Here is a 24,500-nt window from a genome sequence, read left to right as displayed (position 1 = left end):
CTATCTAACTTATTCTGTGCGTACCGCAACGACCTAGTGGAGAGCGAGGAGATCCATGCAGGGAGAGGATCCGTTCGATCAGGGCGCGGGCAGCATCCTGCGCCAGCCGAAGGCCGTCTGGGCCACGGCGGGCGCCTCTGTCGTCGCGTTCATGGGAATCGGCCTGGTGGACCCGATTCTCCCGTCCATCGCCAAGGGCCTGGAGGCGACGCCCAGCCAGGTGTCCCTCCTCTTCACCTCGTACTTCCTGATCACCGCCGTGGCGATGCTCGTCACCGGCTTCGTGTCCAGTCGCATCGGCGGCCGCAGGACGCTGCTGGCCGGCCTGGCACTCGTCGTCGTCTTCGCGGCACTCTCGGGCACCTCCACGTCCGTCGGCGAACTCGTCGGCTTCCGGGCCGGCTGGGGACTGGGCAACGCCCTCTTCGTGTCGACCTCGCTCGCCGTGATCGTCGGCGCGGCGGCCGGCGGCAGCGCGGCGGCGATCCTGCTCTACGAGTCGGCGCTCGGCCTCGGCATGGCGTGCGGACCGCTGCTCGGCGCCCTGCTCGGCGACGCCAGCTGGCGCTACCCGTTCTTCGGCACGGCCGCGCTGATGGCGATCGGCTTCCTCTGCATCACCGCGTTCCTGAAGGAACAGCCCAGGCCCGCCCGGAAGACCTCGCTGCTGGCCCCGATCAGGGCCCTCGGCCACGGCGGTCTGGCCTCGGTCGCGACCTCGGCGTTCTTCTACAACTACGCGTTCTTCACGATCCTGGCGTTCACCCCGTTCGTGCTGGACATGACGCCGTACAGGTCCGGCGCGGTGTTCTTCGCCTGGGGCCTGCTGCTCGCGGTCTTCTCGGTGCTCGTCGCCCCGCGGCTCCAGAAGCGCTTCGGCTCGCTGAAGGTGCTCGGCGCCTCGCTGCTGCTGCTCGCCGTCGACCTGCTGGTCCTGGGGTACGGCAACCACACCGCCGCCATCGTCTGCACGATCGTCTCCGGCGCCTTCATCGGCATGAACAACACCGTCTACACGGAGCTGGCGCTCGGCGTCTCGGACGCGCCCCGGCCGGTGGCGAGCGCGGGGTACAACTTCGTCCGCTGGTTCGCCGCTGCCGCCGCCCCGTACCTCGCCCCGAAGATCGAGGAGTGGAGCGACATCCACGTCCCGTTCGTGGTCGCCGCGGTCGCGGCCGTGGCCGGCGCGCTCGTCGTGTGGGCCCGGCGCTCGGCGCTGACCCACGAGGCGGAGGTGCTGGAGCCGGGGCACGCCGCCGAGGACGGGGTCGCGGCCTTCGCCGACTGACCCGCCGTCCGCCCCGTACCGCCCCGCCCGCGGCTCCCCCTCCTGGCCGCGCGGCGGGGCTCTCCGCGCCGGACGGGCCGGAACCGGAGACCGGGGACCGGGAGGTCAGTCCAGCGGTACCGAGCCGCGCAGCGGGTCGCGCAGGTCCGTGCCGTGCGAGAGCCACCGCTCCTGGAGTTCCTGCGCGCCCCGGACCCGCTTCCACGCGGCCTCGTTGTGCGTCATCGGCAGCAGCGGCAGGAACGCGACCGGGTCCATCGGCGCGTCCAGCTCCAGGTCCTCGACCAGACCGCCCGGCTCCGCGACCAGTACGGAGCTGAACGGCGCCCCCGGCCACAGCGGTTCGCCGACGTCCAGCGAGGCACCCGGCGTCACCACCAACCCCTCGACCTGCGGGGAGGCCGCCAGCACGGCCAGTGGGCGCAGCACCTTGTCGGTGTCGGCGAGCCCGGCGCGCACGGAGAGGACCAGCTCGGCGCGCGGCCCCTTCACCGGGTCCGCGAGGACCGCGGTCGGGTCGGCCATCGGCTGGGCGGACATGCCGAGTGTGGCGTAGCGCACCACATCGCCGTCGACGAAGCGGAGCACCTCGATCCGGTCCGTGCCGAGAAACGTCACTGCGGCGCGCGCGTCCGGTTCACCGAGGGCCGTCAGCAACCGGGCCTCGACCAGAGCAAGAATTTCTCCCATCCCGCGAGCATAGAACGCGTATGGAACGGGCAAAGTAAAGGATTGGCCGTCAGGCGGCTGATAGTCTTGGCCGCCGGTCGGGGCAGCACGCAGAAGCGTCGCTCTCAGCCCCGACGACACGTCATCCCCCAAGGGGGACCGGCTGGAGGAGGTGGGGCTGCCATGGATCGAAGTCGACCGTGCAGTACCAACCGCTCTTCCGCATCTCACCCTTCCCGGTGATCTGAAGCCTTCTCGGTCAAGGCCCATGGCATTGCGCACGACGGAAGAGCATTCCTTTCCTGCCTGTCTGCAGCGAACGCCGTCATCGCGCCGCTGCGGTGCCGCCCGCTTTGCGGACGTGAGCGCACGTCCCCATTCCGGGTTGTTCCGCGTGCCCGACGACGGCCCTCCGTGAAGAGGAGCCAGCCATGTCGATGATCCGCGACCTGCGCGCCGTCGTGCGCCCGTCCCTGCGCAAGAGCAACGCCCTGCACAACGCCTACGACACCACCCGCGACCCGTCCGCCTCCAGCGCGGTCGTCGACTGCGCGGTCTACCGCGACGGCCGGCGCCTGGAGCGCGGCACCTGCCGCACCCCGCACGAGGCGATGCTCGAAGTACGGGCCGAGGGCGGCTTCGCCTGGATCGGTCTGCACGAGCCCACCGAGGAGGAATTCGCGGGCATCGCCCGGGAGTTCGGACTGCACCCGCTCGCCGTCGAGGACGCCGTCCACGCCCACCAGCGGCCGAAGCTGGAGCGGTACGACGACACGCTCTTCACCGTCTTCAAGACCATCCACTACGTCGAGCACGCCGAACTCACCGCCACCAGCGAGGTGGTGGAGACCGGCGAGGTGATGTGCTTCACCGGCCGGGACTTCGTCATCACCGTGCGGCACGGCGGGCACGGCTCGCTGCGCGCGCTGCGCCACCGGCTCCAGGACGACCCCGAGTTGCTCGCCAAGGGCCCCTCGGCGGTGCTGCACTCCATCGCCGACCACGTCGTCGACGGCTACATCGCGGTGGCCGAGGCCGTCCAGGACGACATCGACGAGGTGGAGATCGAGGTCTTCTCCGCCCCGGCGAAGGGCAGTTCGCGCGGCTCGGAAGCGGGCCGGATCTATCAGCTGAAGCGCGAGGTGCTGGAGTTCAAGCGGGCGGTGTCACCGCTGCTGCGGCCGATGCAGCTGCTGAGCGAGCGGCCGATGCGGCTGATCGACCCCGACATCCAGAAGTACTTCCGCGACGTCGCCGACCACCTGGCGCGGGTGCACGAGGAGGTCATCGGCTTCGACGAACTGCTGAACTCCATCCTCCAGGCCAACCTGGCGCAGGCGACCGTCGCGCAGAACGAGGACATGCGCAAGATCACGTCCTGGGCGGCCATCGTCGCCGTGCCGACGATGATCTGCGGCGTCTACGGCATGAATTTCAAGCACATGCCCGAGCTGGGCTGGCGGTACGGCTACCCGATGGTGCTGGGCGTCATCGGCGTGGTCTGCTTCTCCATCCACCGCACCCTCAAGCGCAACGGCTGGCTCTGATCCCGGCTCCCGTGCGCCTCCCATAGAGTTCAGGCATGACTGCTGCCGCACCTGACGTGCCACTGGGCCGGGCCCTCGTCGAGGAGGCCACCAAGAAGTCCGGCCTGATCTGGGTACGGGGCACCGGTCCCGCGCGGGCGCTGTGGCACGTGTGGCACGAGGGCGCGGCGCACCTGGTCGGGGACGGCCCCGGCGAGCAGCCGTTCCCGGCCGGGCTCGGCGACGGGGCCGCCGCCGAGGTGACCGTGCGCAGCAAGGACAAGGGCGGCCGGCTGATCGCCTGGACGGCCTCGGTGACGGAGCTGGCGCCGCACTCACTGGAGTGGGAGGCCGCGGTCGCCGAGCTGAAGGGCAAGCGGCTGAACGCGCCGGACGCCGAGCGGATGACGGAGCGGTGGGCCCGGGAGTGCCGGGTGCTGCGGCTGACGCCCGGCGACTTCCGTACCGCACTGCCGGACGGCTCCCTGGCCGCGGCGCCCCTGCCGACGCCCGCGACGACGCGCCGCCCGGTGCCCGCCGGGCTGCCGCGCCTGCTCCTCAAGCGCGGCCGCAAACGCTGACCCGCACGCCCCGCGGTTCACCCCGCCGGGGCCTCGGCCGTCAGGACGTCGTCCGGGGCAGCTGCTTCCCGTAGTCGACCGTGTCCTGCTTCTCCGGCGCCTCCAGGGTGAAGTTCTTGCCCCAGTCCGACAGCAGCACGGTCCCGCCGCCGCCGCCGCGCGCGAAGCGCAGCGGGTACGCGGTGCCCTCCAGCGAGACGTCGAGCGTGCCGCCCGCGCCCTCGTCGCCCGCGATCTGGATGGTCCGGGTCGCGCCGATCTCCTTCCGGTCCCCCTTGGTGAGGGTGCCGTGCAGCGTGAGCAGGCCGTCCAGCAGCGTCTTCTTGTCCGTGAAGCCGCGCAGCTGTTTGTACGTGGGGTCGTCCTGGGGCACCTTCACGTACTTGTCCCGGAGCTTGTCGGCGGCGGCCCCGCCCGCCTCGCTGTCGGCGCCGGCCCCCTCGTCGTGGCTCCAGAACCCGGCGTCCGCCTTCAGGTAGAGCTCGTCACCGATGCGCAGCAGTTCGAAGGTGCTGTTCTTCGAGACGACCGAGCCCGTGCCGCCGTCCGCCTTGAGCTGCATGTCGAGCTTGTACGTGCCGCCCTTGCTGACCAGCGACCCGGCGAGGCGCACCGCGGGGGCGGAGTCCGCCGCCTTCTGCGCCTTCTTCTCGATCTGCACGGCGGTCAGTCTGCCGACGCCGTTGGTCCCCTCGTCCGGGTCCTCGTCGCCGCCGCATGCCGTGAGCGCGGCGGTCAGCCCGGCACAGAGCACCACGGCGAGGGCGGTCCGGCGTCGGGCCCGGACGGGCGGAGCGGGAGGGGTCACGGGCGCACTGCCTCTCATCTGCGTGGCGGGGGTGGCAGACCGCAGCGTACCCGTGCCGTACGAACCCTTCGGCAGGGAGCCGTACGGACGGATCCACCGCGCAGGCCCCGAGCGGTACGGGCTAGCCTGATCACGACATAACGGCCGATTGGCCGCCAACCGGGCCGGACCCGGAAGTCGTACCCGGAAGAAGGAGGCGCACCATGGCGGCAGCCGCCCCCCGGGTCTTCGTCTCGCACCTCTCCGGTGTCCCGGTCTTCGACCCCAACGGCGACCAGGTGGGCCGGGTCCGCGATCTGGTCGCGATGCTGCGGGTCGGCGGACGGCCGCCCCGGCTGCTCGGCCTGGTCGTCGAGGTGCTCAGCCGCCGCCGGATCTTCCTCCCGATGACCCGGGTGACGGGCGTCGAGTCCGGCCAGGTCATCACCACCGGCGTGGTCAACATGCGACGCTTCGAACAGCGGCCCACCGAACGCCTGGTGCTCGGCGAGTTCCTCGACCGGCGGGTCCGCCTCGTGGAGACCGGCGAGGAGGTCACCGTCCTCGACGTCGCCATTCAGCAGCTGCCGGCCCGCCGTGACTGGGAGATCGACAAGTACTTCGTGCGCAAGGGCAAGGCCGGGGCTCTGCGCCGCAAGGGCGAGACCCTGACGGTCGACTGGTCGGCCGTCAGCGGGTTCTCGCTGGAGGAGGTGGGGCAGGGCGCCGAGACCCTGGTCGCCACCTTCGAGCGGCTGCGCCCGACGGACGTGGCCAACGCGCTGCACCACCTGTCGCCGAAGCGGCGGGCCGAGGTGGCCGCCGCGCTCGACGACGACCGGCTCGCCGACGTCCTGGAGGAGCTGCCCGAGGACGACCAGGTGGAGATCATCGGCAAGCTCCAGGAGGAGCGCGCCGCCGATGTCCTGGAGGCGATGGACCCGGACGACGCGGCCGACCTGCTGTCCGAGCTGCCGGAGGAGGACAAGGAGCGGCTGCTGACGCTGATGCGGCCGGACGACGCGGCCGACGTGCGGCGCCTGATGTCGTACGAGGAACGGACCGCGGGCGGTCTGATGACCACCGAGCCGATCATCCTGCGGCCGGACGCGACGATCGCCGACGCCCTCGCCCGGGTCCGGCAGGCCGACCTGTCCCCGGCGCTCGCCGCCCAGGTCTACGTGTGCCGCTCGCCCGACGAGACGCCGACCGGCAAGTACCTGGGCACCGTGCACTTCCAGCGGCTGCTGCGCGATCCGCCGTACACCCTGGTCAGCTCGGTCGTGGACAGCGATCTCGTCCCCCTCGGCCCGGACACCCCGCTGCCGGCCGTGACCAGCTACCTGGCCGCGTACAACCTGGTCTCGGTGCCCGTCGTGGACGAGAGCGGGTCGCTGCTCGGCGCGGTGACGGTGGACGACGTCCTCGACCACCTGCTGCCCGAGGACTGGCGGGAGACCGATTTCCACAGCGAGGAGGGGGCGCCCCGTGGCGGCTGAGGAACGTACGAAGACGGCCCCGACGGGCGCCTCGGGCATCGTGCGCCCGCCGCGCCACCGGCTGGACCAGCCGAAGGACCCGCGCCGGAAGGTGCTGCCCGACTACGACCCCGAGGCGTTCGGCCGGTTCTCCGAGCGGATCGCCCGCTTCCTGGGCACCGGGCGGTTCATCGTCTGGATGACGCTGGTCATCATCGTCTGGGTGCTGTGGAACGTCTTCGCGCCGCTGCCGTGGCGGTTCGACCAGTACCCGTTCATCTTCCTGACCCTGATGCTGTCGCTCCAGGCCTCGTACGCGGCGCCGCTGATCCTGCTCGCGCAGAACCGGCAGGACGACCGCGACCGGGTCACCCACGAGCAGGACCGCAAGCAGAACGAGCGCTCCATCGCGGACACCGAGTACCTCACCAGGGAGATCGCCTCGCTGCGGATGGGGCTCGGCGAGGTCGCCACCCGCGACTGGATCCGCTCCGAGCTGGAGGACCTCGTGAAGGACCTGGACGACCGGCGGGCCCTGCTCCCGGCCGAGAGCGACGAAGACCGCTGACGGAGGCTACTCGCGCGTAGCATCCGCCCACCACCACCCTCAAGGAGCGCTGCGCGCACCCGTACTATCGAGGTATGGCTACGGAAGACGCGGTGCTTGAGGCACTGGCGACAGTGAACGACCCGGAGATCCACCGCCCGATCACCGAGCTCGGCATGGTGAAATCCGTCGAGATCGACGCTGACGGTGCGGTCGCTGTCACGGTCTATCTCACGGTCTCGGGCTGCCCGATGCGCGAGACGATCACCAAGAACGTGACGGACGCGGTCTCCCGTGTCGAGGGCGTCTCCCGGGTCGACGTCACCCTGGACGTGATGAGCGACGAGCAGCGCAAGGAGCTCGCGGCCTCGCTGCGCGGCGGCACGGCGGAGCGCGAGGTGCCGTTCGCCAAGCCCGGCTCGCTGACCCGGGTCTACGCGGTCGCGTCCGGCAAGGGCGGCGTCGGCAAGTCGTCGGTGACGGTGAACCTCGCCGCGGCGATGGCGGCCGAGGGCCTCAAGGTCGGGGTCGTGGACGCGGACATCTACGGGCACAGCGTGCCGCGGATGCTCGGCGCGGACGGGAAGCCGACCCAGGTCGAGAACATGATCATGCCGCCGTCCTCGCACGGCGTGAAGGTCATCTCCATCGGCATGTTCACCCCGGGCAACGCCCCGGTGGTGTGGCGCGGCCCGATGCTCCACCGCGCGCTCCAGCAGTTCCTCGCCGACGTGTACTGGGGCGACCTGGACGTCCTGCTGCTCGACCTGCCGCCGGGCACCGGTGACATCGCGATCTCGGTGGCCCAGCTGGTGCCGAACGCCGAGATCCTGGTCGTCACGACCCCGCAGCAGGCGGCGGCCGAGGTGGCCGAGCGGGCCGGTTCGATCGCCGTGCAGACCCATCAGAAGATCGTCGGTGTCGTCGAGAACATGTCGGGCATGCCGTGTCCGCACTGCGACGAGATGGTCGACGTGTTCGGCACCGGCGGCGGCGCGAAGGTCGCCGAGGGCCTGACGAGGACGGTCGGCGCGGAGGTTCCGGTGCTCGGCTCCATCCCGATCGACGTGCGGCTGCGCGAGGGCGGTGACGAGGGCAAGCCGGTCGTCCTGTCCGACCCCGACTCCCCGGCCGGCAAGGCGCTGCGCACCATCGCGGACAAGCTGGGCGGCCGCAAGCGCGGTCTGTCGGGCATGTCGCTGGGCATCACCCCGCGCAACAAGTTCTGAGCCGCGGGGCGGTGGCCGGCCCCGCCGGTCCACCGCCCCGTCCCGCTCGTACCTCTCGTACCTCTCGTACCGCTGCCTACGCGTACGACGTGATGTCGCCGATCACCGCGAAGCCCAGGCCGTAGGCGCTCATGCCCCGCCCGTACGCGCCGATGTGCACCCCGCCGGGCGCGGAGCCCGCCAGCACCCAGCCGAACTCGGACTCGCGGTAGTGGAACGGCACCGGGACCCCGTCCACCGGCAGGGACAGCACCGACCAGGCGGGGCCCTCCAGGTCGTCGGCGAGGTCGAACGCCGTCTCCGTCTGCTGGTTCAGCCAGTCGTCGCGCAGGGCGTGGTCCAGCTGCGGCGGCCAGGTGCAGGCGAGCAGGCCGGACCCGGCCAGCCAGGCCGCGGAGGAGACCGTGGTCGCGTCCAGCACCCCCGTACCGTCGCCACTGCGCCGCACCGGGCTGCTGCCCAGCGAGACGACGACGGCGAACCGCTGCTTCTCCGCGCCCGCGTCCGCCCGTACCGACGGCTCGTCGCCGTGTCCGACCGAACCGTGCTGCACCGCGCCGTCGGCGGTGGTGCCCACCTGCATCAGCCGACGCGGCCCGGTGAATGCCTCGTCCAGCCCGTACCAGGGGAATCCGGCCGCCAGGTAGCCGTCGACGATGCGCCGGGCCACCGGACTCCCCTCTGCGGTGACTGTGCTCGGCGCGTCTTCCGCGCCCACCCGACTCGTCGTCCCCATTTGTCCGGCCGCCTCCTCGATCCGTTGGGCCCGGAGCGGCCCGCCCCCCGACGGGCGTACTCACTTCCGGACAGATGGAGAATAGCCATACCGTCCGGACGAGCCCGGTTGGCGGGGGGTCAGGTGGCGTCTGCGTCGAAGGGCGGGGGCTTGTCCACGGCCGGCTGGTCACGCTTCTTGAGCAGGTCGGGAGCGCCCGGGGAGCCGTTGGCGGCGGTGATCGCCGGGCTGCTCGACACGCCGCTGCGCGAGTCGGCGGACTCCACGGCGCTCTCCCGGCCGTTCACCGCGTCGGTGATCTCGTTCAGGTCCTTGCGCAGGTCGAAGGTCTCGCGGATCTCCTTCAGCCCCAGGTCGTCGTTGCCGTCCATGAGCTGCTTGCGGACGAACGTCTTGGGGTTGAGGTCCTCGAACTCGAAGTCCTTGAACTCCGGGCCGAGCTCCGTGCGGATGTCCTCCTTGGCGCTCTCCGAGAAATCACGGACCTTGCGGACGAAGCGCGAGGCGTCCTGGATGACCTTGGGCAGCTTGTCCGGGCCGAAGATCAGCACGCCCAGGATCCCGAGCGTCACCAGCTCGAGTACGCCTATGTCATTGAACACCCTGTTGCTCCTCGTGTTCTCCGGGGCCGGGTCGGTCGAGGTCCGGACCCGGCCCACGGTACCCGCCGAAACTGTCGTCGCGGTAGCGCCCGAGGGCTCTCACGTGCCGGTTGCGGACCCGAGGGTCAAAGAGATGGACAGGTCTTTACCACCGCGTGTCAGACCGAGGTCCAGACGGTCGCCGGGACGGTGGGCGCGGATCTTCACGATCAGTTCCTCGCCGCTGTGCACCCGGCGGCCGTCGACCTCCGTGATGACGTCCCCGGGCCTGATCCCGGCCTTGGCGCCGGGTCCGCCGGGCGTCACCGCGGGGTTGCCGCCCGCGCCCTTGGTGCCGACCCGGGCGCCGTCCCCGGTGTACTTCATGTCGAGCGTGACGCCGATCACGGGGTGGGTGGCCCGGCCGGTCGCGATCAGTTCCTCGGCGACCCGCTTGCCCTGGTTGATCGGGATGGCGAAGCCGAGGCCGATGGAACCGGCCTGGCCGCCCTCGCCCGACGAACCGCTGTCGGCGGCGCGGATGGCGCTGTTGATGCCTATGACCTGGGCCTTGCCGTCGACGAGCGGCCCGCCGGAGTTGCCCGGGTTGATCGGGGCGTCGGTCTGGAGCGCGTCCACGTAGCTGATGTCGCTGCCGTCGCCCTTCTCGCCGCCCGCGGTGATCGGCCGGTCCTTGGCGCTGATGATGCCGGCGGTCACCGTGTTGGACAGGTCGAAGGGGGCTCCGATGGCCACCACCGGGTCACCGACCCGCACGTTGTCGGAGTTGCCCAGCGGCAGCGGCTTGAGGCCGGAGACGCCGGAGACCTTGACCACGGCCAGGTCGTAGCCGCTGTCCTTGCCGACGATCTCGCCGCGCGCCGTCTCGCCGCCGCTGAACGTGACGGTGATGTCGCCGGACGAACCGGCCGGGGCGACGACGTGGTTGTTGGTGAGGATGTGGCCGGACTTGTCGAGGACGAAGCCGGTGCCGGTGCCGGACTCGCCGGTGCCGCTGACGTGCAGGGTGACCACGCTCGGCAGGGCGCTGGCGGCGATCCCGGCGACGCTGTCGGGGGCCCGGCCGCCGCTGTCGCGACCGGCCTGCGGCAGCTCGATCCGGGTGAGGCCGCCGTTGCGCTCGACGTAGGCCCCGATGCCGCCGCCGATGCCGCCCGCCACCAGGGCGAGCAGCACCGCGCCGATGAGGAGCGAGCCGCGCCGCTGCTTCTTGCGCCCGGTGTCGGCCCCGGCCGGCGGGCCCGGGTTGGTGGTGAGCGGCTGCCGGGGCGCGCCCCAGGGGTCGTACTGGAGCCACTGCGTCGGCTGTGCCGGCTGCGGCTGGAGCGGGGCGGGGGCCGCCTGGGCCTGAGGATGCTGGGGCGGGGGCGTGAAGCCGGGCGCGGGCGCGGCCGGTGCCGACGGAGCCGCGGCGAGCGGCGCCGGGGTGCCCGCCCCGTTCGTCCCCGTGTACTGCGGCGGTACGGAGGTGCCGTGCGCCGGGGTCGGGACCGGGCGCTGCACGGGGGGTGCGGGCGCCCAGGGGCCGGGGCCGCCGTAGGGCGGGGTGCTGTACTCGTCGGGCTCGTGCAGCGGCTTCATCGGCTGCCCGGACGTCATGGGCCCGGGGGCCGGGGCCTCGGGGACCGGTGTTCCGGCGGCCGGGACGGCCGGTATCGGCTCGGGGGCTTCGGCCGCCGGGGCGTGGGGCCCGGCGGTCACGGGCGCCGCGGTGGTGCGGGAGTCGTCCGGCGCGGACGGCTCCGGGCCCCCGGGCGCCTGCGCGGCGTCCGCCGGGAGTCCGGCCGTCGGCGCGCCCGCGGAGCCGGCCGCGGGCGGCGCGTCCTCGACGGGGAACGAGGACTCGTCCGGCGCTGTGCGGGTGGCGCGTCCCGGTGTGGGACGGCTCCACCACTTCGCCTTCGGCCCGGTGGACTTCCCGTCTTCCATGCTCTCCCCGCAACTGCCTCAACTGGCCCGTGCACGCCCCGGCGGGGGCGTCCCTCCCGGAACTGCTCCAGGAATTCAACCAGGTTTGCGAATGCTTGCGCAGACCCCGGTCAGCGCCGGACGGAAAGCGGCAGGCCGCGCTCGGTGGGGGTGGGGAGAGCCGAGGCCGACGGTTGCGCCCAGGACGACGGTGGTGGCTGCGGCGGCGCGTAGGGCGTCGGGGGCGGCGGGGCGAGGCGCCCGAACACCTTGGCGAAGAGCGGGGTGGGGGCGGTCGGGCGTATCAGTGGTGGCGCGGACATGTTCGTCAGGACCTGGGTGGTGAAGGGACCGCCCATGAGGCTCCCGGTGGACATCACCGCGGACGTGGAGAGGGTGGCGGAAGTGGCCGCGGGAGGGGCGGACATCGTGCCCGGCGCGGTCGACGGGGCCGCCACGGCCACGCGTTCGCCCTCCTCCGCCGCCGTGAGCCTGCCGTGCCCGCCGCCGCTGCCGTTGCGACGGGCGGCCGGGCTGCCGCTCTCGCCGCGCGAAGCCGTGTCGAAGGGGGTCACGGCGTTCCCGGAGCCGGAACCCGAGGCGCGGGCCGCAGCACCGGACCCGGAGCCCGCGGGCAGGGCGCCGAGGGCGATGGCCGCCAGCGAGACGGCGCTCGCCGCCGCGAAGGCGAATCTCCGGCCGCGCCAGGGCGAGCGGTCGGCGGCCTCCCGTCCCACCTCATGGATCCGGAAGCCGGAACGGGGGGGTCTGCCCGGCAGCACGGCGGTCGAGCCGTGCGGGGCCGGCAGGAAGCCGAAGCCCGCGAGCGGGGAGTCCCCCGGCCGATCCGTACGGCTGCCGGACGGCTGGACCACGGGGAAGAGCCCGTCGGAGAAGCGCCCGGTGCCGCCGAACGGTCTTCCCTCGTCGTCGCCGTCACCTCCCGGTCCGCCGGGAAGGCCCTGCAACCGGGCGAGGAAGCCCTCGGAGGGCGAGGGCGGGGCGGACTGCGCGAAGACGCTCTTCAGCCGCCGCTGGTCCGCGGCCTCGGCCTTGCACTTGGCACAGGTCGCGAGGTGGGCGAGCACCCGGTCCCGGGCGTCGTGTTTGAGCTCGCCGTCGACAAGCGCGGCGAGGCGATCCCCCAGGTGTTGTTCCGCGGGGGTCGGACCTGTGCCACTCACGCCGTTCCGCCCTCCCCCGCGAGTACCGCGCCCGCCAGCGAGCGCTGCTCGGCACGGGCGGCGGGCGAACGGTGCTGCAGCGCCTTGCGCAGGTGCGAGCGGCCCCGGTGGATACGGCTGCGCACGGTGCCGAGCTTCACGCCCAGCGTCGCGGCGATCTCCTCGTACGAGAGCCCCTCGATGTCGCAGAGCACGACGGCGGCACGGAACTCGGGCGCGAGGGTGTCCAGCGCCTGCTGCACGTCCGCGTCGAAGTGGCTGTCGTTGAAGACCTGCTGCGGGGACGGCTCGCGGCTCGGCAGCCGCTCGGCGGCGTCGTCGCCGAGGGAGTCGAAGCGGATCCGCTGCTTGCGGCGGACCATGTCCAGGAACAGGTTGGTCGTGATGCGGTGCAGCCAGCCCTCGAAGGTGCCGGGCGTATAGGTCGACAGCGACCGGAAGACACGGACGAAGACCTCCTGGGTGAGGTCCTCGGCGTCGTGCTGGTTGCCCGTCAGTCGGTAGGCGAGGCGGTAGACCCGGCCGCTGTGCGTGCTGACGATCTCTTCCCATGAGGGCGGTGTCCACGCCTGGGATTCCGCATCGGAGGCGAAGGTCGCGGTCGGTGCGGAGTCGTTGGAAGAACGGTCAGCAATGTAGGTCACGGATTTCGGCTCACCCGCCGACCTGAGAAAGCGCCGCAGCACTCCTCCCCGATCCACAGGCGCAGCCGCACCTCCCCTGTCGGCTCTGGTGGTGTCCAGTGGAGTCCCTACCATAGCCACCTCGCCCGTTAGCTCCGGATAAGCCTTTTTCCTGCTGGGGCCGGGGACACGCCCCGGGAAAGCATCGGCCCGCGGCTTCCCGGACCCGATCTGCGGGGCCGGTCCCACGGGCTCTCCCCCGCCTCCTCATAACGCCCGGTCCCATCTGCGGGTTCCCGGGTCCAGCGGATACAGTCACCGTTGCGCCAACTACGGGGACAGGAGAGGGTCATTACCGCCAACCGGCAGACGAGCTGGGCGTTCGCCGACGCCTTTGTCGCCGAGGACGAAGCAGTGCGCTGGGCCAGGGACCGGGCCCGGGACGCAGGGCTCCGCCCGGTGTCGCCAGGCACCGGCGCCGCGCTGCGCCTGCTCGCTGCCACGACGGACGCCAAAGCGGTGGCCGAAATCGGCACCGGCACCGGCGTGTCCGGCCTCTACCTGCTGCACGGCATGCGGCCCGACGGGGTGCTGACCACGGTCGACCCGGAGCCCGAGCGCCAGCAGTTCGCCCGTGAGGCGTTCCGGGCCGCGGGCTTCGCCGCCAACCGCTCCCGCTTCATTCCCGGCCGCGCCCTGGACGTGCTGCCGCGGCTCGCGGACGGCGGGTACGACCTCGTGTTCTGCGACGGCGACCGGCTGGAGAGCCTGGACTGTCTCGCCGAATCGTTGCGTCTGCTGCGGCCCGGCGGCCTCGTCTGCTTCGAGGGCGTCTTCGCCGACGGCCGTACGGTCGACTCCTCGGCCCAGCCCGCGGAGGTGCTGCGGCTGCGGGAGCTGCTGCGCACGGTGCGGGAGAGCCAGGAGCTGATGGCGACGCTGCTGCCGGTGGGCGACGGGCTGCTGTGCGCGGTGCGGCGGGGCTGAGCGACCGGAACGGGCCCGGGGCGGCCGGGCCGCAGGGCGCGACCCGGCGCCGTCAGGGCTCCCGGACGGCGGGCCGGTCGGCCGACCGGTCGGCCCCGGGGCGTCGTGAACGCATCACTGCCCCGGCACGGTGACCGTGCCGGGGCAGTGATGAAGAGTGAACGCCTCTGTTCAGCCGACGACCTTCTTGAGGGCGTCGCCGAGTGCATCGGCCTCGTCCGGCGTCAGCTCCACGACAAGCCGACCGCCGCCTTCGAGCGGAACGCGCATGACGATGCCCCGCCCCTCCTTTGTCACCTCGAGCGGGCCGTCGCCCGTCCGCGGCTTCATGGCCGCCATGCTCGTTCCCCTTCCTGAAACCAGCTCATCGCAACCGGCGGCCCCACTGACAGGCGCTGTGTCACCGGCATCGAACACATTGCTTCCAGGCCATTATCCCGCATCACAGACCCCGATGACCAACCTCGGTCGGCATCGCTTGTGCAACGCGCTCTCTCAAAACCACCCATTTCGGCGATCGACCTGCGATACTCCGCCCCCCTCACCCCCTTGTGGGGGCGCAATTGTTAGACGCAGGTCACATGTCGGCTTCCGCCCGCGTCGGCCATGCTTGCCTGGACAGGCATTGCCCGAGGCCCGGAGGGGACAACGAAATGGCCGATCACATGGCGGACAGCGTGCTCTACGAGGTGAGCGACGGACTCGCGACGATCACCCTCAACCGTCCCGACGCGATGAATGCCATGGACACCGCGGCCAAGGTGGCGCTCCGGGACGCGCTGGAGGCCGCTGCCGCCGACACCGCCGTACGGGCCGTTCTGCTCACCGCGACCGGGCGCGCCTTCTGTGTGGGCCAGGACCTGAAGGAGCACGTGGCCAAGCTCGCCGAGGCCCGCGAGTCGGACGGCGGCAACGCGCTGAGCACCGTGCGGGAGCACTACAACCCGATCGTCCGGGCCCTCACCGGAATGCCCAAGCCGGTCGTCGCCGGGGTGAACGGCGTCGCCGCGGGCGCCGGTTTCGGCTTCGCGCTCGCCTGCGACTACCGGGTGGTCGCCGACACCGCCTCGTTCAACACCTCGTTCGCCGGTGTCGCGCTCACCGCCGACTCGGGCGTCTCCTGGACGCTGCCCCGGCTGATCGGGCAGAGCCGCGCGGCCGATCTGCTGTTCTTCCCGCGCTCGATCTCCGCGCAGGACGCGTACGAGCTGGGCATCGTGAACAAGCTGGTGCCGGCGGCGGACCTGGCCGCCGAGGCCGCCGCCGTGGCCCGCGCCCTGGCGTCCGGCCCCACGGTGGCGTACGCCGCGCTCAAGGAGTCCCTGGCCCACGGCGCCGGGCACACGCTCGACGAGGCGCTGGAGAAGGAGGACGAGCTCCAGACCCGGGCGGGCGCGTCCGAGGACCACACCATCGCGGTGCAGGCATTCCTGAACAAGGAGAAGCCGAAGTACCTCGGCCGGTAGCGCCGAAACCCGGCAGCATCGAAAACTCCCAGGGCCCCGGCGCTCCGCCGGGGCCCTGGACGCGTCGGGCCGGGAGACCGGCGGGCTAAGCGGCGCCGCCGCCGCGCGCCACGCAGTCGGCCAGGTGGTCGTCGACCAGGCCGCACGCCTGCATCAGGGCGTAGGCGGTGGTGGGTCCGACGAAGCGCAGTCCGTGCTTCTTGAGGTCCTTGGCCAGCGCCGTCGACTCCGGGGTGACGGCGGGGACGTCGCCGAGGGTGCGCGGGGCGGGGCGGCCCGCCGGGTCGGGGGCGTGGGACCAGATCAGCTCGTCCAGCTCGCCGGCGCGCCAGCCGGCCAGCACCTTGGCGTTGGCGAGGGTCGCCTCGATCTTCGCCCGGTTGCGGATGATGCCCGCGTCGGCGAGGAGACGGTCCTCGTCGGCACCGGTGAACTCCGCCACCGCGGGGATCTTGAACCCGGCGAAGGCGGAGCGGAAGCCCTCGCGGCGGCGCAGGATCGTCAGCCAGGACAGGCCCGACTGGAACGCCTCCAGGCAGAGCCGTTCGAAGAGGGCGTCGTCGCCGTGGACGGGGCGGCCCCATTCGGTGTCGTGGTACGCGAGGTAGTCCTCGGTGGCGAGCCCCCAGGGACAGCGCAGTCCGCCGTCCTGGGCGGCCTCGGCTCCGCCGCTCATCGCCGGGGCTCCTCTCCGGGGTGCTCGGGGTGGCCGTGTCCGCTGCCGCCGGGCTCCTGCCCGGGTGCCTCCCACGGCGCCCGGTGGCGTTCCTCGGACGGCTCCGCGGCCGGCCGCTCGAACAGCTCGGGGCCGCCGACCGCGGTCGCCTGGGCACCGGCCAGCGCCGACTCCAGCTCCGCGATCCGCGCGTCCCGCTCGGCGAGTTCGGCACCGAGGCGGCCGAGCGCCTCGTCCACCTCCGTCATCCGGTAGCCGCGCGCGACCACCGGGAGCCGCAGCGCTTCGACGTCCGCGCGGCCGACCGGGCGTGTCGCGGGCAGTGGATCGGTCAGCTGCTCGGGCGCCACGTCCTGCAGGACCGCGCTCTTCCCCCCGCCGACCACCGCGAGGGTGACCGCGGCCACGACCACCACCATCGTCAGCAGCAAGAACCAGAACACGCGCATCTCCCCATGGGCGGAAACCTGTCCGGGTCCGATCGTGCCATGCGGCACCGACAACCGGGGCCCTGCCCGTCCGGGACCGCCGGCCGACAACCGGGGTCCGCCCGGACAGCACCGTGGGACCGGCGGCCGGGACCAGGCGATAACTTGGCGGACACGGCCCAGGGGCGCAGGCGACCCGCGGGGCGATCTACCGGAGGAGAGACACGGGATGCGAAGCGGTGCGCTCAGGCTGGGACGGCGCGAATTCGGTGCGCACGAGCCGGTGATCATGGCGATCGTGAACCGCACCCCGGATTCCTTCTACGACCAGGGCGCGACCTTCCGGGACGAACCGGCGCTCGCCCGGGTCGAGCAGGCGATCGCGGACGGTGCGGCGATCGTCGACATCGGGGGCGTGAAGGCGGGCCCCGGCGAGGAGGTGACCGCCGAGGAGGAGGCCCGCCGCACGGTGGGGTTCGTCGCGGAGGTGCGCCGCCGCCACCCGGACGTGGTGATCAGTGTCGACACCTGGCGGCACGACGTGGGCGCGGCGGTCTGCGAGGCCGGCGCGGACGTGCTGAACGACGCGTGGGGCGGCTTCGACCCGAAGCTCGCGGAGGTCGCCGCGCGGTACGGCGCCGGGCTGGTGTGCACGCACGCGGGCGGCGCCGAGCCCCGGACCCGGCCGCACCGGGTCGGGTACGAGGACGTGATGGCGGACATCCTGCGGGTGACGGTGGGGCTGGCCGAGCGGGCGGTCGCGCTCGGGGTGCGGCCCGACGGGATCATGATCGACCCCGGTCACGACTTCGGGAAGAACACCCGGCACTCACTGGAGGCGACCCGGCGGCTCGGCGAGATGACGGAGACCGGCTGGCCGGTGCTGGTGTCGCTGTCCAACAAGGACTTCGTGGGCGAGACGCTCGACCGGCCGGTGAAGGAGCGGGTGATCGGGACGCTGGCGACGACGGCCGTGTCGGCGTGGCTGGGCGCGCAGGTCTACCGGGTGCACGAGGTGGCGGAGACCCGGCAGGTGCTGGACATGGTGGCGTCGATCGCCGGTCACCGGGAGCCCGCCGTGGCCCGCCGCGGCCTGGCCTGAGGCCCGCGGGGGCCGGGGGCGGGCGCCCCGGCCCCCGTCCGGTCTACCGGCCGACCTCCTTCGTCACGAGGTCGACCGCCTCGTCCACGTCGTCCGTGACGTGGAACAGCAGCAGGTCGTGCTCGGACGCCTTGCCCTGGGCCACCACCGTGTCCCGCAGCCAGTCCACGAGGCCGCTCCAGTACTTGGTGCCGAACAGCACGATCGGGAAGCGGGTCACCTTGCCCGTCTGGACGAGGGTGAGGGCCTCGAAGAGCTCGTCCAGGGTGCCGAGCCCGCCGGGCAGCACGACGAAGCCCTGCGCGTACTTCACGAACATCGTCTTGCGGACGAAGAAGTAGCGGAAGTTCACGCCGATGTCGACGTGCGGGTTGAGGCCCGACTCGAAGGGCAGCTCGATGCCGAGGCCGACCGAGACGCCCTTCGCCTCCCGCGCCCCCTTGTTCGCCGCCTCCATCGCGCCGGGCCCGCCCCCGGTGATCACCGCGAAGCCCGCCTCGACCAGGGCCTTGCCGATCCGTACGCCCGCCTCGTAGTCGGGTCCGTCGGCCGGAGTGCGGGCGGAGCCGAAGACGCTGATGGCGCTCGGCAGTTCGGCCAGCGCGCCGAAGCCCTCGACGAACTCCGACTGGATGCGCATCACCCGCCACGGGTCGGTGTGCACCCACTCGGAGTCGCCCTCGGTGTCCAGCAGCCGCTGGTCGGTGGTGCCGGGCTGCACCTGTTCCCTGCGGCGCAGTACTGGTCCGAGCCGCTGCTCCTCGGGGACACGTGCTCCCTCGGGGTTGCCCATGACCTGCTCCCTCCGACGACGATCGACGGCCGTCCGACGGCGGCCGTCCGTGTCAGGTCAGGGTAGATCGCCGAAGGTTACGGCCGGGGGAATGCCGTGGGTCAGCCGGTGAGCCAGGAGCGGAGCCGCTCCTCGCAGTGGGTGATCCGCTCGACCTTCACGTGCTCGTCGCGCTTGTGCGCCAGGAGCGGGTCGCCGGGGCCGTAGTTCACGGCGGGGATGCCGAGGGAGCCGAAGCGGGAGACGTCGGTCCAGCCGAACTTGGGCCGGGCGGTGCCGCCGACCGCCGCCATGAACGCCTTCGCCGCCGGGTGGGAGAGGCCGGGCATGGCCGCGCCCGAGTGGTCGTCGACGACGAATTCGGCGACGCCGCAGTCCGCGAAGACCTCGTGGACGTGGGCCAGCGCCTCCTCGGCGGTGCGGTCGGGGGCGTACCGGTAGTTGACGACGACGGTGCAGGCGTCGGGGATGACGTTGTTGGCGACGCCGCCCTCGATCCGTACCGCGTTCAGGCCCTCGCGGTATTCGAGGCCGTCGATGACCGGGCGGCGCGGCTCGTACGCGGCGAGGCGGGCCAGGACCGGGGCCGCGGTGTGGATGGCGTTGGACCCCATCCAGCCGCGCGCGGAGTGGGACCGCTCGCCCTCGGTGCGCAGGAAGACCCGCAGGGTGCCCTGGCAGCCGCCCTCGACCTCGCCGTCGGAGCCCTCCAGCAGGACCGCGAAGTCGCCCGCGAGCCAGTCCGGGTGGGCGTCGGCGATGTGGCCGAGGCCGTTGAGGTGCGCGGCGACCTCCTCGTTGTCGTAGAAGACGAAGGTCAGGTCGCGGTTGGGCTCGGGCACGGTCGCGGCGATCCGCAGCTGGACGGCGACGCCCGACTTCATGTCGGAGGTGCCGCAGCCCCACAGCAGGCCGTCGGCGTCGAGCCGGGACGGCACGTTGTCCGCGATCGGCACGGTGTCGATGTGCCCGGCGAGCACGACCCGCTCGGCCCGGCCCAGGTTCGTCCTGGCCACGATGTTGTTGCCGTGCCGGTCGACGGTCAGGTGCGGGAGCGTGCGCAGCGCCGACTCGATCGCGTCGGCGAGGTCCTTCTCCTGACCGCTGACCGAGGGGAAGTCGACGAGCGCGGCGGTGAGCGCCGGGCCGTCCTGGGTGAGGTCAAGTGTGGTTTCGGGCATGGCACCGACCCTAACGACCCCGCTCGCGGTCGGCAGGGCCGTCTCACCCCGGGCCGTGGCGGGACGCCCGCCACGGCCGGTGCGCGGCCCCCGGCCCGGCCGTCCCGCCGCCGGCCGCGGACGCGACCGTACGGGACGGTACGGGAGCAGGGCTTTTCGTTCGCTCCGGGGCGGATCGGACTCCTCGGGCGCGTCATGATCCGGGCCTGGGCCCCTGGGCCCTCGGTCCCGGTCCGGCACTCCAGTACGGTGGCCCCGTGCCCCGGACCGCCTCTTCCACCAGCCGACACACCGGCCGCAGCCGTCTCTTCCGCATCACGGCGGCTCTTGTCGTGCTCGCCGCGCTCGGCGGCTATCTGGCCGTTCAGTACGTCACCGGCAACAAGCTCGTCGAGGGCTGCACGGTGGAGTCCGCCGACGGTTCGGACGGCCGGGCCCGTACGTACCGGATGAGTCCCGAGCAGGCGTCCAACGCCGCGACGATCTCGGCGGTCGGCGCCTCGCGCGGGATGCCGGAGCGCGCCGTGACGATCGCGCTGGCGACCGCCCTCCAGGAGTCCGGGCTGCGCAACATCGAGCACGGCGACCGGGACTCGCTGGGCCTGTTCCAGCAGCGTCCCTCGCAGGGCTGGGGCACGGAGGAGCAGATCCTGGACCCGGTCTACTCCGCCGGTGAGTTCTACCGGCACCTGGCGAAGGTCCCCGGCTACTCGCGGCTGCCGCTGACGGTCGCCGCGCAGCGGGTCCAGCGCAGTGGCTTCCCGCAGGCGTACGCGAAGCACGAGCCGGACGCGGCGCTGCTGGCGGCGGCGCTGACCGGCCGGACGCCCGCCGCGCTGAACTGCGTGCCGCCGCGGGCGACGGGCGCGAAGGCGGACCCGGCCAAGGTGCGCTCGGAACTGGTGCGCGCCTTCGGCAAGGACGTGCTGCCCGCGCGGGAGGTCGCGTCGCCGGACGGGAAGTCCGCGGCCGGGGCCCCGGCGGCGGGCCCGGTCTCGGTGCCGGTGCGCGCGACCCGTGCGTCCGGGGGCGGCGGGAAGGGCACGGACCGGCGCGGCTGGGAGCTCGCGCACTGGGCGGTCGCGCGCTCCGAGGCGCTGCGGATCGACGAGGTGTCCTACGCGGGCCGGGTGTGGAAGGCCGGGGCGGGCTGGCGGACGGAACGCAAGGAATCGGGCACCACCGAGGTCCGGATCGGCCTCGCGCAGTAGTTCGTCCGATCGCTCGCAGCGGTCATCCGGCGCCTCCCGTCCGCCCCCGCGCGCGGACCGTCGCGACAGCCCCCACTGCTTCTCGAATAATCGCCACTTCCCTTGCGCCACAAGGGAAGTGATGGTTCATCCACCCGTCCGGAAAGTCGCGGACCGACCGAATTCCGCCGCTGCGGACCGTGCGGTGCGTTACCGACTCTTTACCTCGGCCCACCGCAACCTCTCCCGCCCTCACGACGGTTGTCATTGCGTCCGATCAACGGACAGACAGATTCCTCACCCCGTCGAAGGAGCATCATGTCCCTCCCCCTGACCCGCCGGATCGCCCGTGCCGCGCTGCTGATCGCCGCAGGTGCCGCCCCCGTGGTCGGCGCGGCCGGAGCCGCGGGTGCCGCGACGCTTCCGCAGGCCCCGGAGCTCGGCGGTCTGACCACCGTCGACGGAGCCGGCCTCGGCGAGGTGGCGGACGGCGCCGGTCTCGGCAAGGCGGTCGACGGCGCGTCCCGGCAGGGTGCCGGCACGGCGAACGAGACCGGCGGCAAGCTCGTCGGCACGGCCCTCCCGGTCGCGAGCAAGACCGTCGGCGAGGCCGGCACCCAGGCGGCCCCCACCGTGCAGAAGGCCGCGGGCGGCCTCGCGGGCAACGCGGGCGAGACCCTCGGCGGCGCGGCCGGGGGCGGTCTGCCGCTCGGCTGACCCGCCCCGGCCATCGGCCGGCGCACCACGCGCGAGGGGCCTCGGGACGCGATGCGTTCCCGAGGCCCCTCGCGCGTGCGCACGATCCGGTACGGACAGGCCGTCTACGGTGCCAGGCGCTTGACCGCCGCCGCGACCCGCTCGTCCGTCGCCGTGAACGCCACGCGCACGAAGCGGTCCCCGGCCGGGCCGTAGAAGTCGCCCGGCGCCACCAGGATGCCGAGCTCCGCCAGGTACGCCACGGTCTCCCAGCACGGTTCGTCGCGGGTGGCCCACAGGTAGAGGCTGGCCTCGCTGTGCTCGATCCGGAAGCCGTGCGCCTCCAGTGCCGCGCGCAGGGCCGTGCGCCGTTCCGCGTACCGCTCGCGCTGCTCGGTGACGTGCGCGTCGTCGCCGAGCGCCGCGACCGTCGCGGCCTGGACCGGGGCGGGCGTCATCATTCCGCCGTGCTTGCGGATCAGCAGCAGCTCGCCCAGCACGGCCGGGTCGCCCGCGATGAAGGCGGCCCGGTACCCGGCCAGGTTGGAGCGCTTGGAGAGCGAGTGGACGGCGACGACGCCGTCGTACGTGCCGCCGCAGACGTCCGGGTGCAGCACGGAGACCGGCTCGGCCTCCCAGCCCAGTTCCAGGTAGCACTCGTCGCTGAAGACCAGCACGTCGTGCTCGCGGGCCCAGGCGACGATCCGGGTCAGCTCGTCCTTGGACAGGACGCGGCCGGTCGGGTTGGACGGCGAGTTCAGCCAGAGCAGCTTCAGCCCGGCCGGGTCCAGCTCGGTCGGGTCGTCGTAGACCACGGGCTCGGCGCCGCAGAGCCGGGCACCCACCTCGTACGTGGGGTAGGCGAGCCGCGGGTACGCCACCTTGTCGCCCGCGCCGAGGCCGAGCTGGGTCGGCAGCCAGGCCACCAGTTCCTTGGAGCCGACGACCGGCAGGACGTTCTCGTGCGTCGCCCCGGCCGCGCCGAGCCGCCGCTCCAGCCAGCCGGTGATCGCGTCGCGCAGCTCGGCGGTCCCCCACACCGTCGGATAGCCGGGGCTGTCGGCGGCGGCGACGAGCGCCTCCTGGATCAGCGCGGGCACCGGGTCGACGGGCGTGCCGACGGACAGGTCGACGATGCCGTCGGGGTGCCCCGCGGCCGTCGACTTGTAGGGGGCGAGCTTGTCCCACGGGAAGACCGGGAGACGGGAGGAGACTGCGGACACGGAATCTCTCTGCTTTCTCGTACGTGGCTTTCTCGTACGGGCCGCCGGGCACTCGTCGCCCGGGTGCGAAAACGCCTCGGCCCCGCACGGTGACGAGCCGTACGGGACCGGGGCGGTGCGCGTGGCGGCCGCCGACTACTGGTTCTGCGGCGGGAGCGCGGCGATGAACGCGTGGTCGCGCTCGATCAGGCCCAGCTTGGAGGCACCACCCGGCGACCCGAGGTCGTCGAAGAACTCGACGTTCGCCTTGTAGTAGTCCTTCCACTCGTCCGGAGTGTCGTCCTCGTAGAAGATCGCCTCGACCGGGCACACCGGCTCACAGGCTCCACAGTCGACGCATTCGTCCGGGTGGATGTACAAGGACCGCTGGCCCTCGTAGATGCAGTCGACGGGGCACTCTTCGATGCAGGCCTTGTCCTTCACGTCGACACAAGGCTGCGCGATGACGTAGGTCACGCTGTCGTTCCTCCTCGGTAGGGCGTTGGCTCTCGCGCGGGAGCGCGGCGTCGTCGATGCCCACCCCTAGTATCTCCGTTCCGGGGCACGAACCGAACAGGAGGGGCGCACAGAGCTGTGGAATTCACCATCGGCGGACAGTTCGAGGTCCGAATCACACCGGTTGACGTGGGCAAACGGGTATCAGTCCGGCGTGTGTGCGAGACCGATCCTCAAGGCGTGAAGTTCACGGACACCGTCGGGGTTCTCACATCATGGGACGATGGTGTGCTCTCGATCACACGGAAGAACGGTGAATCCGTCCGGATCGACGAGTCCGCGTTGGTCGCGGGCAAGGTCGTGCCCGCCGCCCCGGCCCGCCGCCGCGGCCCCGCCGCCTCCTTCGACGAACTGTCCGCCGTCTGTGCCCGTGCCTGGCCCCCGGTGGAGAGCGAACCGCTGGGCGACTGGCGGCTGCGCGCCGCACGGGGGTTCACCCGGCGCGCCAACTCCGTGCTGCCGCTCGGCGATCCGGGCATGCCGCTCGACGAGGCGCTCCGGCGCGTCGGGCAGTGGTACGGGGAACGGGGCCTGCCCGCGTACGTCCAGGCCGCGACCGGCGGCGAGGGCACCCAGGAGCTGCTCTGCGCGGAGCTGACGGAGCGCGGCTGGCGGCGCGAGGTGACGACGGAGGTGCGGACCGCCGCGCTGGCGCCGATCGGCGACCTGGCGGCGGACGTGTCGCGGGTGCGGCTGGGCCGGGACCTCGACGAGGCGTGGCTCTCCCGCTACCAGCGCTTCGAGACGCCGGGCCCGCACGTCCTCCAGGTGCTGCGCGGCGGCCCGTCGGTGTGGTTCGCCTCGGTACCGGCCGACGACGCCGACACGTCCGGCGCGGCCGGTGTCCCCGTCCCGCCCGCCGCGATCGGCCGGTGCGTGGTGGACGGCCGGTGGGCGGGCTTCATGGCCGTCGAGGTCGATCCGGCGTACCGGCGTCGGGGCCTGGCCACCGCCGTGATGACCGCACTCGCCCGCCGGGCCCTGGACGAGGGTGCTTCGGCGGCCTGGCTCCAGGTGGAGTCGGACAACGAGGCCGCGCGAGCGATGTACGAGGGCATGGGGTTCGCGGTCCACCACCTGTACCACCACTTCCGGTCGGCATGAC

General features: G+C 72.5%; 26 protein-coding genes. 12 read left to right on the top strand and 14 right to left on the bottom strand.

The window, feature by feature from the left end; translation table 11 throughout:
* Positions 1–55: 55 nt before the first annotated feature.
* Positions 56–1,288 carry an MFS transporter gene (locus ACFYW1_RS32175; RefSeq protein ID WP_389001193.1) on the top strand — a complete coding sequence of 411 codons (1,233 nt, stop codon included), beginning with the start codon at positions 56–58 and terminating at the stop codon, positions 1,286–1,288.
* A 105-nt stretch (positions 1,289–1,393) separates the two neighbouring features.
* On the opposite strand, the gene ACFYW1_RS32170 is transcribed toward ACFYW1_RS32175, so the two are convergent.
* Positions 1,394–1,978, bottom strand: coding sequence for a suppressor of fused domain protein (locus ACFYW1_RS32170; RefSeq protein WP_389001191.1), 585 nt, complete (start codon positions 1,976–1,978; stop codon positions 1,394–1,396).
* 410 nt (positions 1,979–2,388) lie between these two features.
* Between ACFYW1_RS32170 and ACFYW1_RS32165 the strand changes: the two genes are divergently transcribed.
* Positions 2,389–3,504, top strand: a complete 1,116-nt coding sequence (locus ACFYW1_RS32165; RefSeq protein WP_389001188.1) for a magnesium and cobalt transport protein CorA — start codon at positions 2,389–2,391, stop codon at positions 3,502–3,504.
* A gap of 35 nt (positions 3,505–3,539) precedes the next feature.
* A complete protein-coding gene (locus ACFYW1_RS32160; RefSeq protein ID WP_389001185.1) occupies positions 3,540–4,064 on the top strand; it encodes a hypothetical protein in 525 nt (174 codons plus the stop codon).
* A gap of 40 nt (positions 4,065–4,104) precedes the next feature.
* Here the strand turns inward: ACFYW1_RS32160 and ACFYW1_RS32155 are convergent, their stop codons facing one another.
* Positions 4,105–4,872, bottom strand: coding sequence for a hypothetical protein (locus tag ACFYW1_RS32155; RefSeq protein ID WP_389001182.1), 768 nt, complete (start codon positions 4,870–4,872; stop codon positions 4,105–4,107).
* A 203-nt stretch (positions 4,873–5,075) separates the two neighbouring features.
* On the opposite strand from ACFYW1_RS32155, the gene ACFYW1_RS32150 reads away from it, so the two are divergent.
* The 3 genes from ACFYW1_RS32150 to ACFYW1_RS32140 all read left to right on the top strand — a co-directional run bounded on the left by ACFYW1_RS32150 (position 5,076) and on the right by ACFYW1_RS32140 (position 8,105).
* Entirely contained in the window at positions 5,076–6,350 is a 1,275-nt protein-coding gene (locus ACFYW1_RS32150) for a magnesium transporter MgtE N-terminal domain-containing protein (RefSeq protein ID WP_389001179.1), read from the top strand.
* Positions 6,340–6,897, top strand: coding sequence for a DUF1003 domain-containing protein (locus tag ACFYW1_RS32145; RefSeq protein ID WP_389001176.1), 558 nt, complete (start codon positions 6,340–6,342; stop codon positions 6,895–6,897). Before ACFYW1_RS32150 ends, ACFYW1_RS32145 begins: the two co-directional genes overlap by 11 nt.
* Positions 6,898–6,971: 74 nt before the next feature.
* Positions 6,972–8,105 carry an Mrp/NBP35 family ATP-binding protein gene (locus ACFYW1_RS32140; RefSeq protein WP_389001173.1) on the top strand — a complete coding sequence of 378 codons (1,134 nt, stop codon included), beginning with the start codon at positions 6,972–6,974 and terminating at the stop codon, positions 8,103–8,105.
* Positions 8,106–8,181: 76 nt separating this feature from the next.
* Here the strand turns inward: ACFYW1_RS32140 and ACFYW1_RS32135 are convergent, their stop codons facing one another.
* The 5 genes from ACFYW1_RS32135 to sigE form a co-directional block, all read right to left on the bottom strand.
* Positions 8,182–8,841 (bottom strand): hypothetical protein, encoded by a 660-nt coding sequence (locus ACFYW1_RS32135; protein ID WP_389001170.1) that lies wholly within the window; start codon positions 8,839–8,841, stop codon positions 8,182–8,184.
* Between the two features lie 119 nt (positions 8,842–8,960).
* Complete coding sequence (locus ACFYW1_RS32130) at positions 8,961–9,443, bottom strand: sec-independent translocase (RefSeq protein ID WP_389001167.1); 483 nt, start codon at positions 9,441–9,443, stop codon at positions 8,961–8,963.
* 99 nt (positions 9,444–9,542) lie between these two features.
* Positions 9,543–11,372 (bottom strand): trypsin-like peptidase domain-containing protein, encoded by a 1,830-nt coding sequence (locus tag ACFYW1_RS32125; RefSeq protein ID WP_389001164.1) that lies wholly within the window; start codon positions 11,370–11,372, stop codon positions 9,543–9,545.
* A 110-nt stretch (positions 11,373–11,482) separates the two neighbouring features.
* The gene (locus ACFYW1_RS32120) at positions 11,483–12,535 is read right to left on the bottom strand and encodes an anti-sigma factor family protein (RefSeq protein WP_389001161.1); all 1,053 of its coding nucleotides are present in this window, start codon (positions 12,533–12,535) and stop codon (positions 11,483–11,485) included.
* Positions 12,532–13,293 carry an RNA polymerase sigma factor SigE gene (gene sigE / locus ACFYW1_RS32115; protein ID WP_389001158.1) on the bottom strand — a complete coding sequence of 254 codons (762 nt, stop codon included), beginning with the start codon at positions 13,291–13,293 and terminating at the stop codon, positions 12,532–12,534. Before sigE ends, ACFYW1_RS32120 begins: the two co-directional genes overlap by 4 nt.
* A 186-nt stretch (positions 13,294–13,479) precedes the next feature.
* On the opposite strand from sigE, the gene ACFYW1_RS32110 reads away from it, so the two are divergent.
* The gene (locus ACFYW1_RS32110; RefSeq protein ID WP_389001155.1) at positions 13,480–14,145 is read left to right on the top strand and encodes an O-methyltransferase; all 666 of its coding nucleotides are present in this window, start codon (positions 13,480–13,482) and stop codon (positions 14,143–14,145) included.
* A 171-nt stretch (positions 14,146–14,316) separates the two neighbouring features.
* On the opposite strand, the gene ACFYW1_RS32105 is transcribed toward ACFYW1_RS32110, so the two are convergent.
* A complete protein-coding gene (locus ACFYW1_RS32105) occupies positions 14,317–14,484 on the bottom strand; it encodes a DUF3117 domain-containing protein (RefSeq protein ID WP_003966491.1) in 168 nt (55 codons plus the stop codon).
* Positions 14,485–14,798: 314 nt separating this feature from the next.
* Between ACFYW1_RS32105 and ACFYW1_RS32100 the strand changes: the two genes are divergently transcribed.
* On the top strand, positions 14,799–15,611 hold the full coding sequence (locus tag ACFYW1_RS32100) for an enoyl-CoA hydratase/isomerase family protein (protein ID WP_283853840.1): 813 nt from the start codon (positions 14,799–14,801) through the stop codon (positions 15,609–15,611).
* Between the two features lie 85 nt (positions 15,612–15,696).
* Here the strand turns inward: ACFYW1_RS32100 and ACFYW1_RS32095 are convergent, their stop codons facing one another.
* Positions 15,697–16,287, bottom strand: a complete 591-nt coding sequence (locus tag ACFYW1_RS32095; protein WP_389001151.1) for a DNA-3-methyladenine glycosylase I — start codon at positions 16,285–16,287, stop codon at positions 15,697–15,699.
* Positions 16,284–16,730 carry a DivIVA domain-containing protein gene (locus ACFYW1_RS32090; RefSeq protein ID WP_389001148.1) on the bottom strand — a complete coding sequence of 149 codons (447 nt, stop codon included), beginning with the start codon at positions 16,728–16,730 and terminating at the stop codon, positions 16,284–16,286. The genes ACFYW1_RS32095 and ACFYW1_RS32090 overlap by 4 nt, the downstream gene beginning before the upstream one ends.
* 214 nt (positions 16,731–16,944) lie before the next feature.
* Here ACFYW1_RS32090 and folP point away from each other — a divergent pair, with 214 nt between their 5' ends.
* Positions 16,945–17,817 carry a dihydropteroate synthase gene (folP, locus tag ACFYW1_RS32085; RefSeq protein ID WP_389001145.1) on the top strand — a complete coding sequence of 291 codons (873 nt, stop codon included), beginning with the start codon at positions 16,945–16,947 and terminating at the stop codon, positions 17,815–17,817.
* A gap of 43 nt (positions 17,818–17,860) precedes the next feature.
* On the opposite strand, the gene ACFYW1_RS32080 is transcribed toward folP, so the two are convergent.
* A complete protein-coding gene (locus ACFYW1_RS32080) occupies positions 17,861–18,610 on the bottom strand; it encodes a TIGR00730 family Rossman fold protein (protein ID WP_389001142.1) in 750 nt (249 codons plus the stop codon).
* 101 nt (positions 18,611–18,711) lie between these two features.
* Positions 18,712–19,791, bottom strand: a complete 1,080-nt coding sequence (gene dapE, locus ACFYW1_RS32075; RefSeq protein ID WP_389001139.1) for a succinyl-diaminopimelate desuccinylase — start codon at positions 19,789–19,791, stop codon at positions 18,712–18,714.
* A gap of 257 nt (positions 19,792–20,048) precedes the next feature.
* On the opposite strand from dapE, the gene ACFYW1_RS32070 reads away from it, so the two are divergent.
* A complete protein-coding gene (locus ACFYW1_RS32070) occupies positions 20,049–21,002 on the top strand; it encodes a hypothetical protein (RefSeq protein ID WP_389001136.1) in 954 nt (317 codons plus the stop codon).
* Positions 21,003–21,299: 297 nt separating this feature from the next.
* Positions 21,300–21,698: an ATP-binding protein gene (locus ACFYW1_RS32065; RefSeq protein ID WP_351833633.1), complete on the top strand. Its 399-nt coding sequence runs from the start codon at positions 21,300–21,302 to the stop codon at positions 21,696–21,698.
* A 104-nt stretch (positions 21,699–21,802) separates the two neighbouring features.
* Here ACFYW1_RS32065 and ACFYW1_RS32060 read toward each other — a convergent pair whose 3' ends face one another.
* Both ACFYW1_RS32060 and fdxA read right to left on the bottom strand, forming a co-directional pair.
* The gene (locus ACFYW1_RS32060) at positions 21,803–22,900 is read right to left on the bottom strand and encodes a bifunctional succinyldiaminopimelate transaminase/glutamate-prephenate aminotransferase (protein WP_389001132.1); all 1,098 of its coding nucleotides are present in this window, start codon (positions 22,898–22,900) and stop codon (positions 21,803–21,805) included.
* A gap of 135 nt (positions 22,901–23,035) precedes the next feature.
* Complete coding sequence (fdxA, locus tag ACFYW1_RS32055; RefSeq protein WP_018105475.1) at positions 23,036–23,356, bottom strand: ferredoxin; 321 nt, start codon at positions 23,354–23,356, stop codon at positions 23,036–23,038.
* Positions 23,357–23,473: 117 nt separating this feature from the next.
* Between fdxA and ACFYW1_RS32050 the strand changes: the two genes are divergently transcribed.
* A complete protein-coding gene (locus tag ACFYW1_RS32050; RefSeq protein WP_389001128.1) occupies positions 23,474–24,499 on the top strand; it encodes a GNAT family N-acetyltransferase in 1,026 nt (341 codons plus the stop codon).
* Position 24,500: the final 1 nt, after the last annotated feature.

Origin of the sequence: Streptomyces sp. NPDC002669, from assembly GCF_042889165.1 — a bacterium.
Taxonomy (GTDB): Bacteria; Actinomycetota; Actinomycetes; order Streptomycetales; family Streptomycetaceae; genus Streptomyces.
The sequence above is the reverse complement of the archived record's forward strand: the minus strand, read 5'-3'. Positions and strand labels throughout refer to the sequence as shown.

Excerpts from the sequence above, each read along its gene's own strand:
- ACFYW1_RS32175 (WP_389001193.1), top strand. The coding sequence starts at position 56 with ATGCAGGGAGAGGATCCGTTCGATCAGGGCGCGGGCAGCATCCTGCGC.
- ACFYW1_RS32170 (WP_389001191.1), bottom strand. The coding sequence starts at position 1,978 with ATGGGAGAAATTCTTGCTCTGGTCGAGGCCCGGTTGCTGACGGCCCTC.
- ACFYW1_RS32165 (WP_389001188.1), top strand. The coding sequence starts at position 2,389 with ATGTCGATGATCCGCGACCTGCGCGCCGTCGTGCGCCCGTCCCTGCGC.
- ACFYW1_RS32160 (WP_389001185.1), top strand. The coding sequence starts at position 3,540 with ATGACTGCTGCCGCACCTGACGTGCCACTGGGCCGGGCCCTCGTCGAG.
- ACFYW1_RS32150 (WP_389001179.1), top strand. The coding sequence starts at position 5,076 with ATGGCGGCAGCCGCCCCCCGGGTCTTCGTCTCGCACCTCTCCGGTGTC.
- ACFYW1_RS32140 (WP_389001173.1), top strand. The coding sequence starts at position 6,972 with ATGGCTACGGAAGACGCGGTGCTTGAGGCACTGGCGACAGTGAACGAC.
- ACFYW1_RS32135 (WP_389001170.1), bottom strand. The coding sequence starts at position 8,841 with ATGGGGACGACGAGTCGGGTGGGCGCGGAAGACGCGCCGAGCACAGTC.
- ACFYW1_RS32125 (WP_389001164.1), bottom strand. The coding sequence starts at position 11,372 with ATGGAAGACGGGAAGTCCACCGGGCCGAAGGCGAAGTGGTGGAGCCGT.
- sigE (WP_389001158.1), bottom strand. The coding sequence starts at position 13,293 with ATGGTAGGGACTCCACTGGACACCACCAGAGCCGACAGGGGAGGTGCG.
- ACFYW1_RS32105 (WP_003966491.1), bottom strand. The coding sequence starts at position 14,484 with ATGGCGGCCATGAAGCCGCGGACGGGCGACGGCCCGCTCGAGGTGACA.
- ACFYW1_RS32100 (WP_283853840.1), top strand. The coding sequence starts at position 14,799 with ATGGCCGATCACATGGCGGACAGCGTGCTCTACGAGGTGAGCGACGGA.
- ACFYW1_RS32095 (WP_389001151.1), bottom strand. The coding sequence starts at position 16,287 with ATGAGCGGCGGAGCCGAGGCCGCCCAGGACGGCGGACTGCGCTGTCCC.
- folP (WP_389001145.1), top strand. The coding sequence starts at position 16,945 with ATGCGAAGCGGTGCGCTCAGGCTGGGACGGCGCGAATTCGGTGCGCAC.
- ACFYW1_RS32080 (WP_389001142.1), bottom strand. The coding sequence starts at position 18,610 with ATGGGCAACCCCGAGGGAGCACGTGTCCCCGAGGAGCAGCGGCTCGGA.
- dapE (WP_389001139.1), bottom strand. The coding sequence starts at position 19,791 with ATGCCCGAAACCACACTTGACCTCACCCAGGACGGCCCGGCGCTCACC.
- ACFYW1_RS32065 (WP_351833633.1), top strand. The coding sequence starts at position 21,300 with ATGTCCCTCCCCCTGACCCGCCGGATCGCCCGTGCCGCGCTGCTGATC.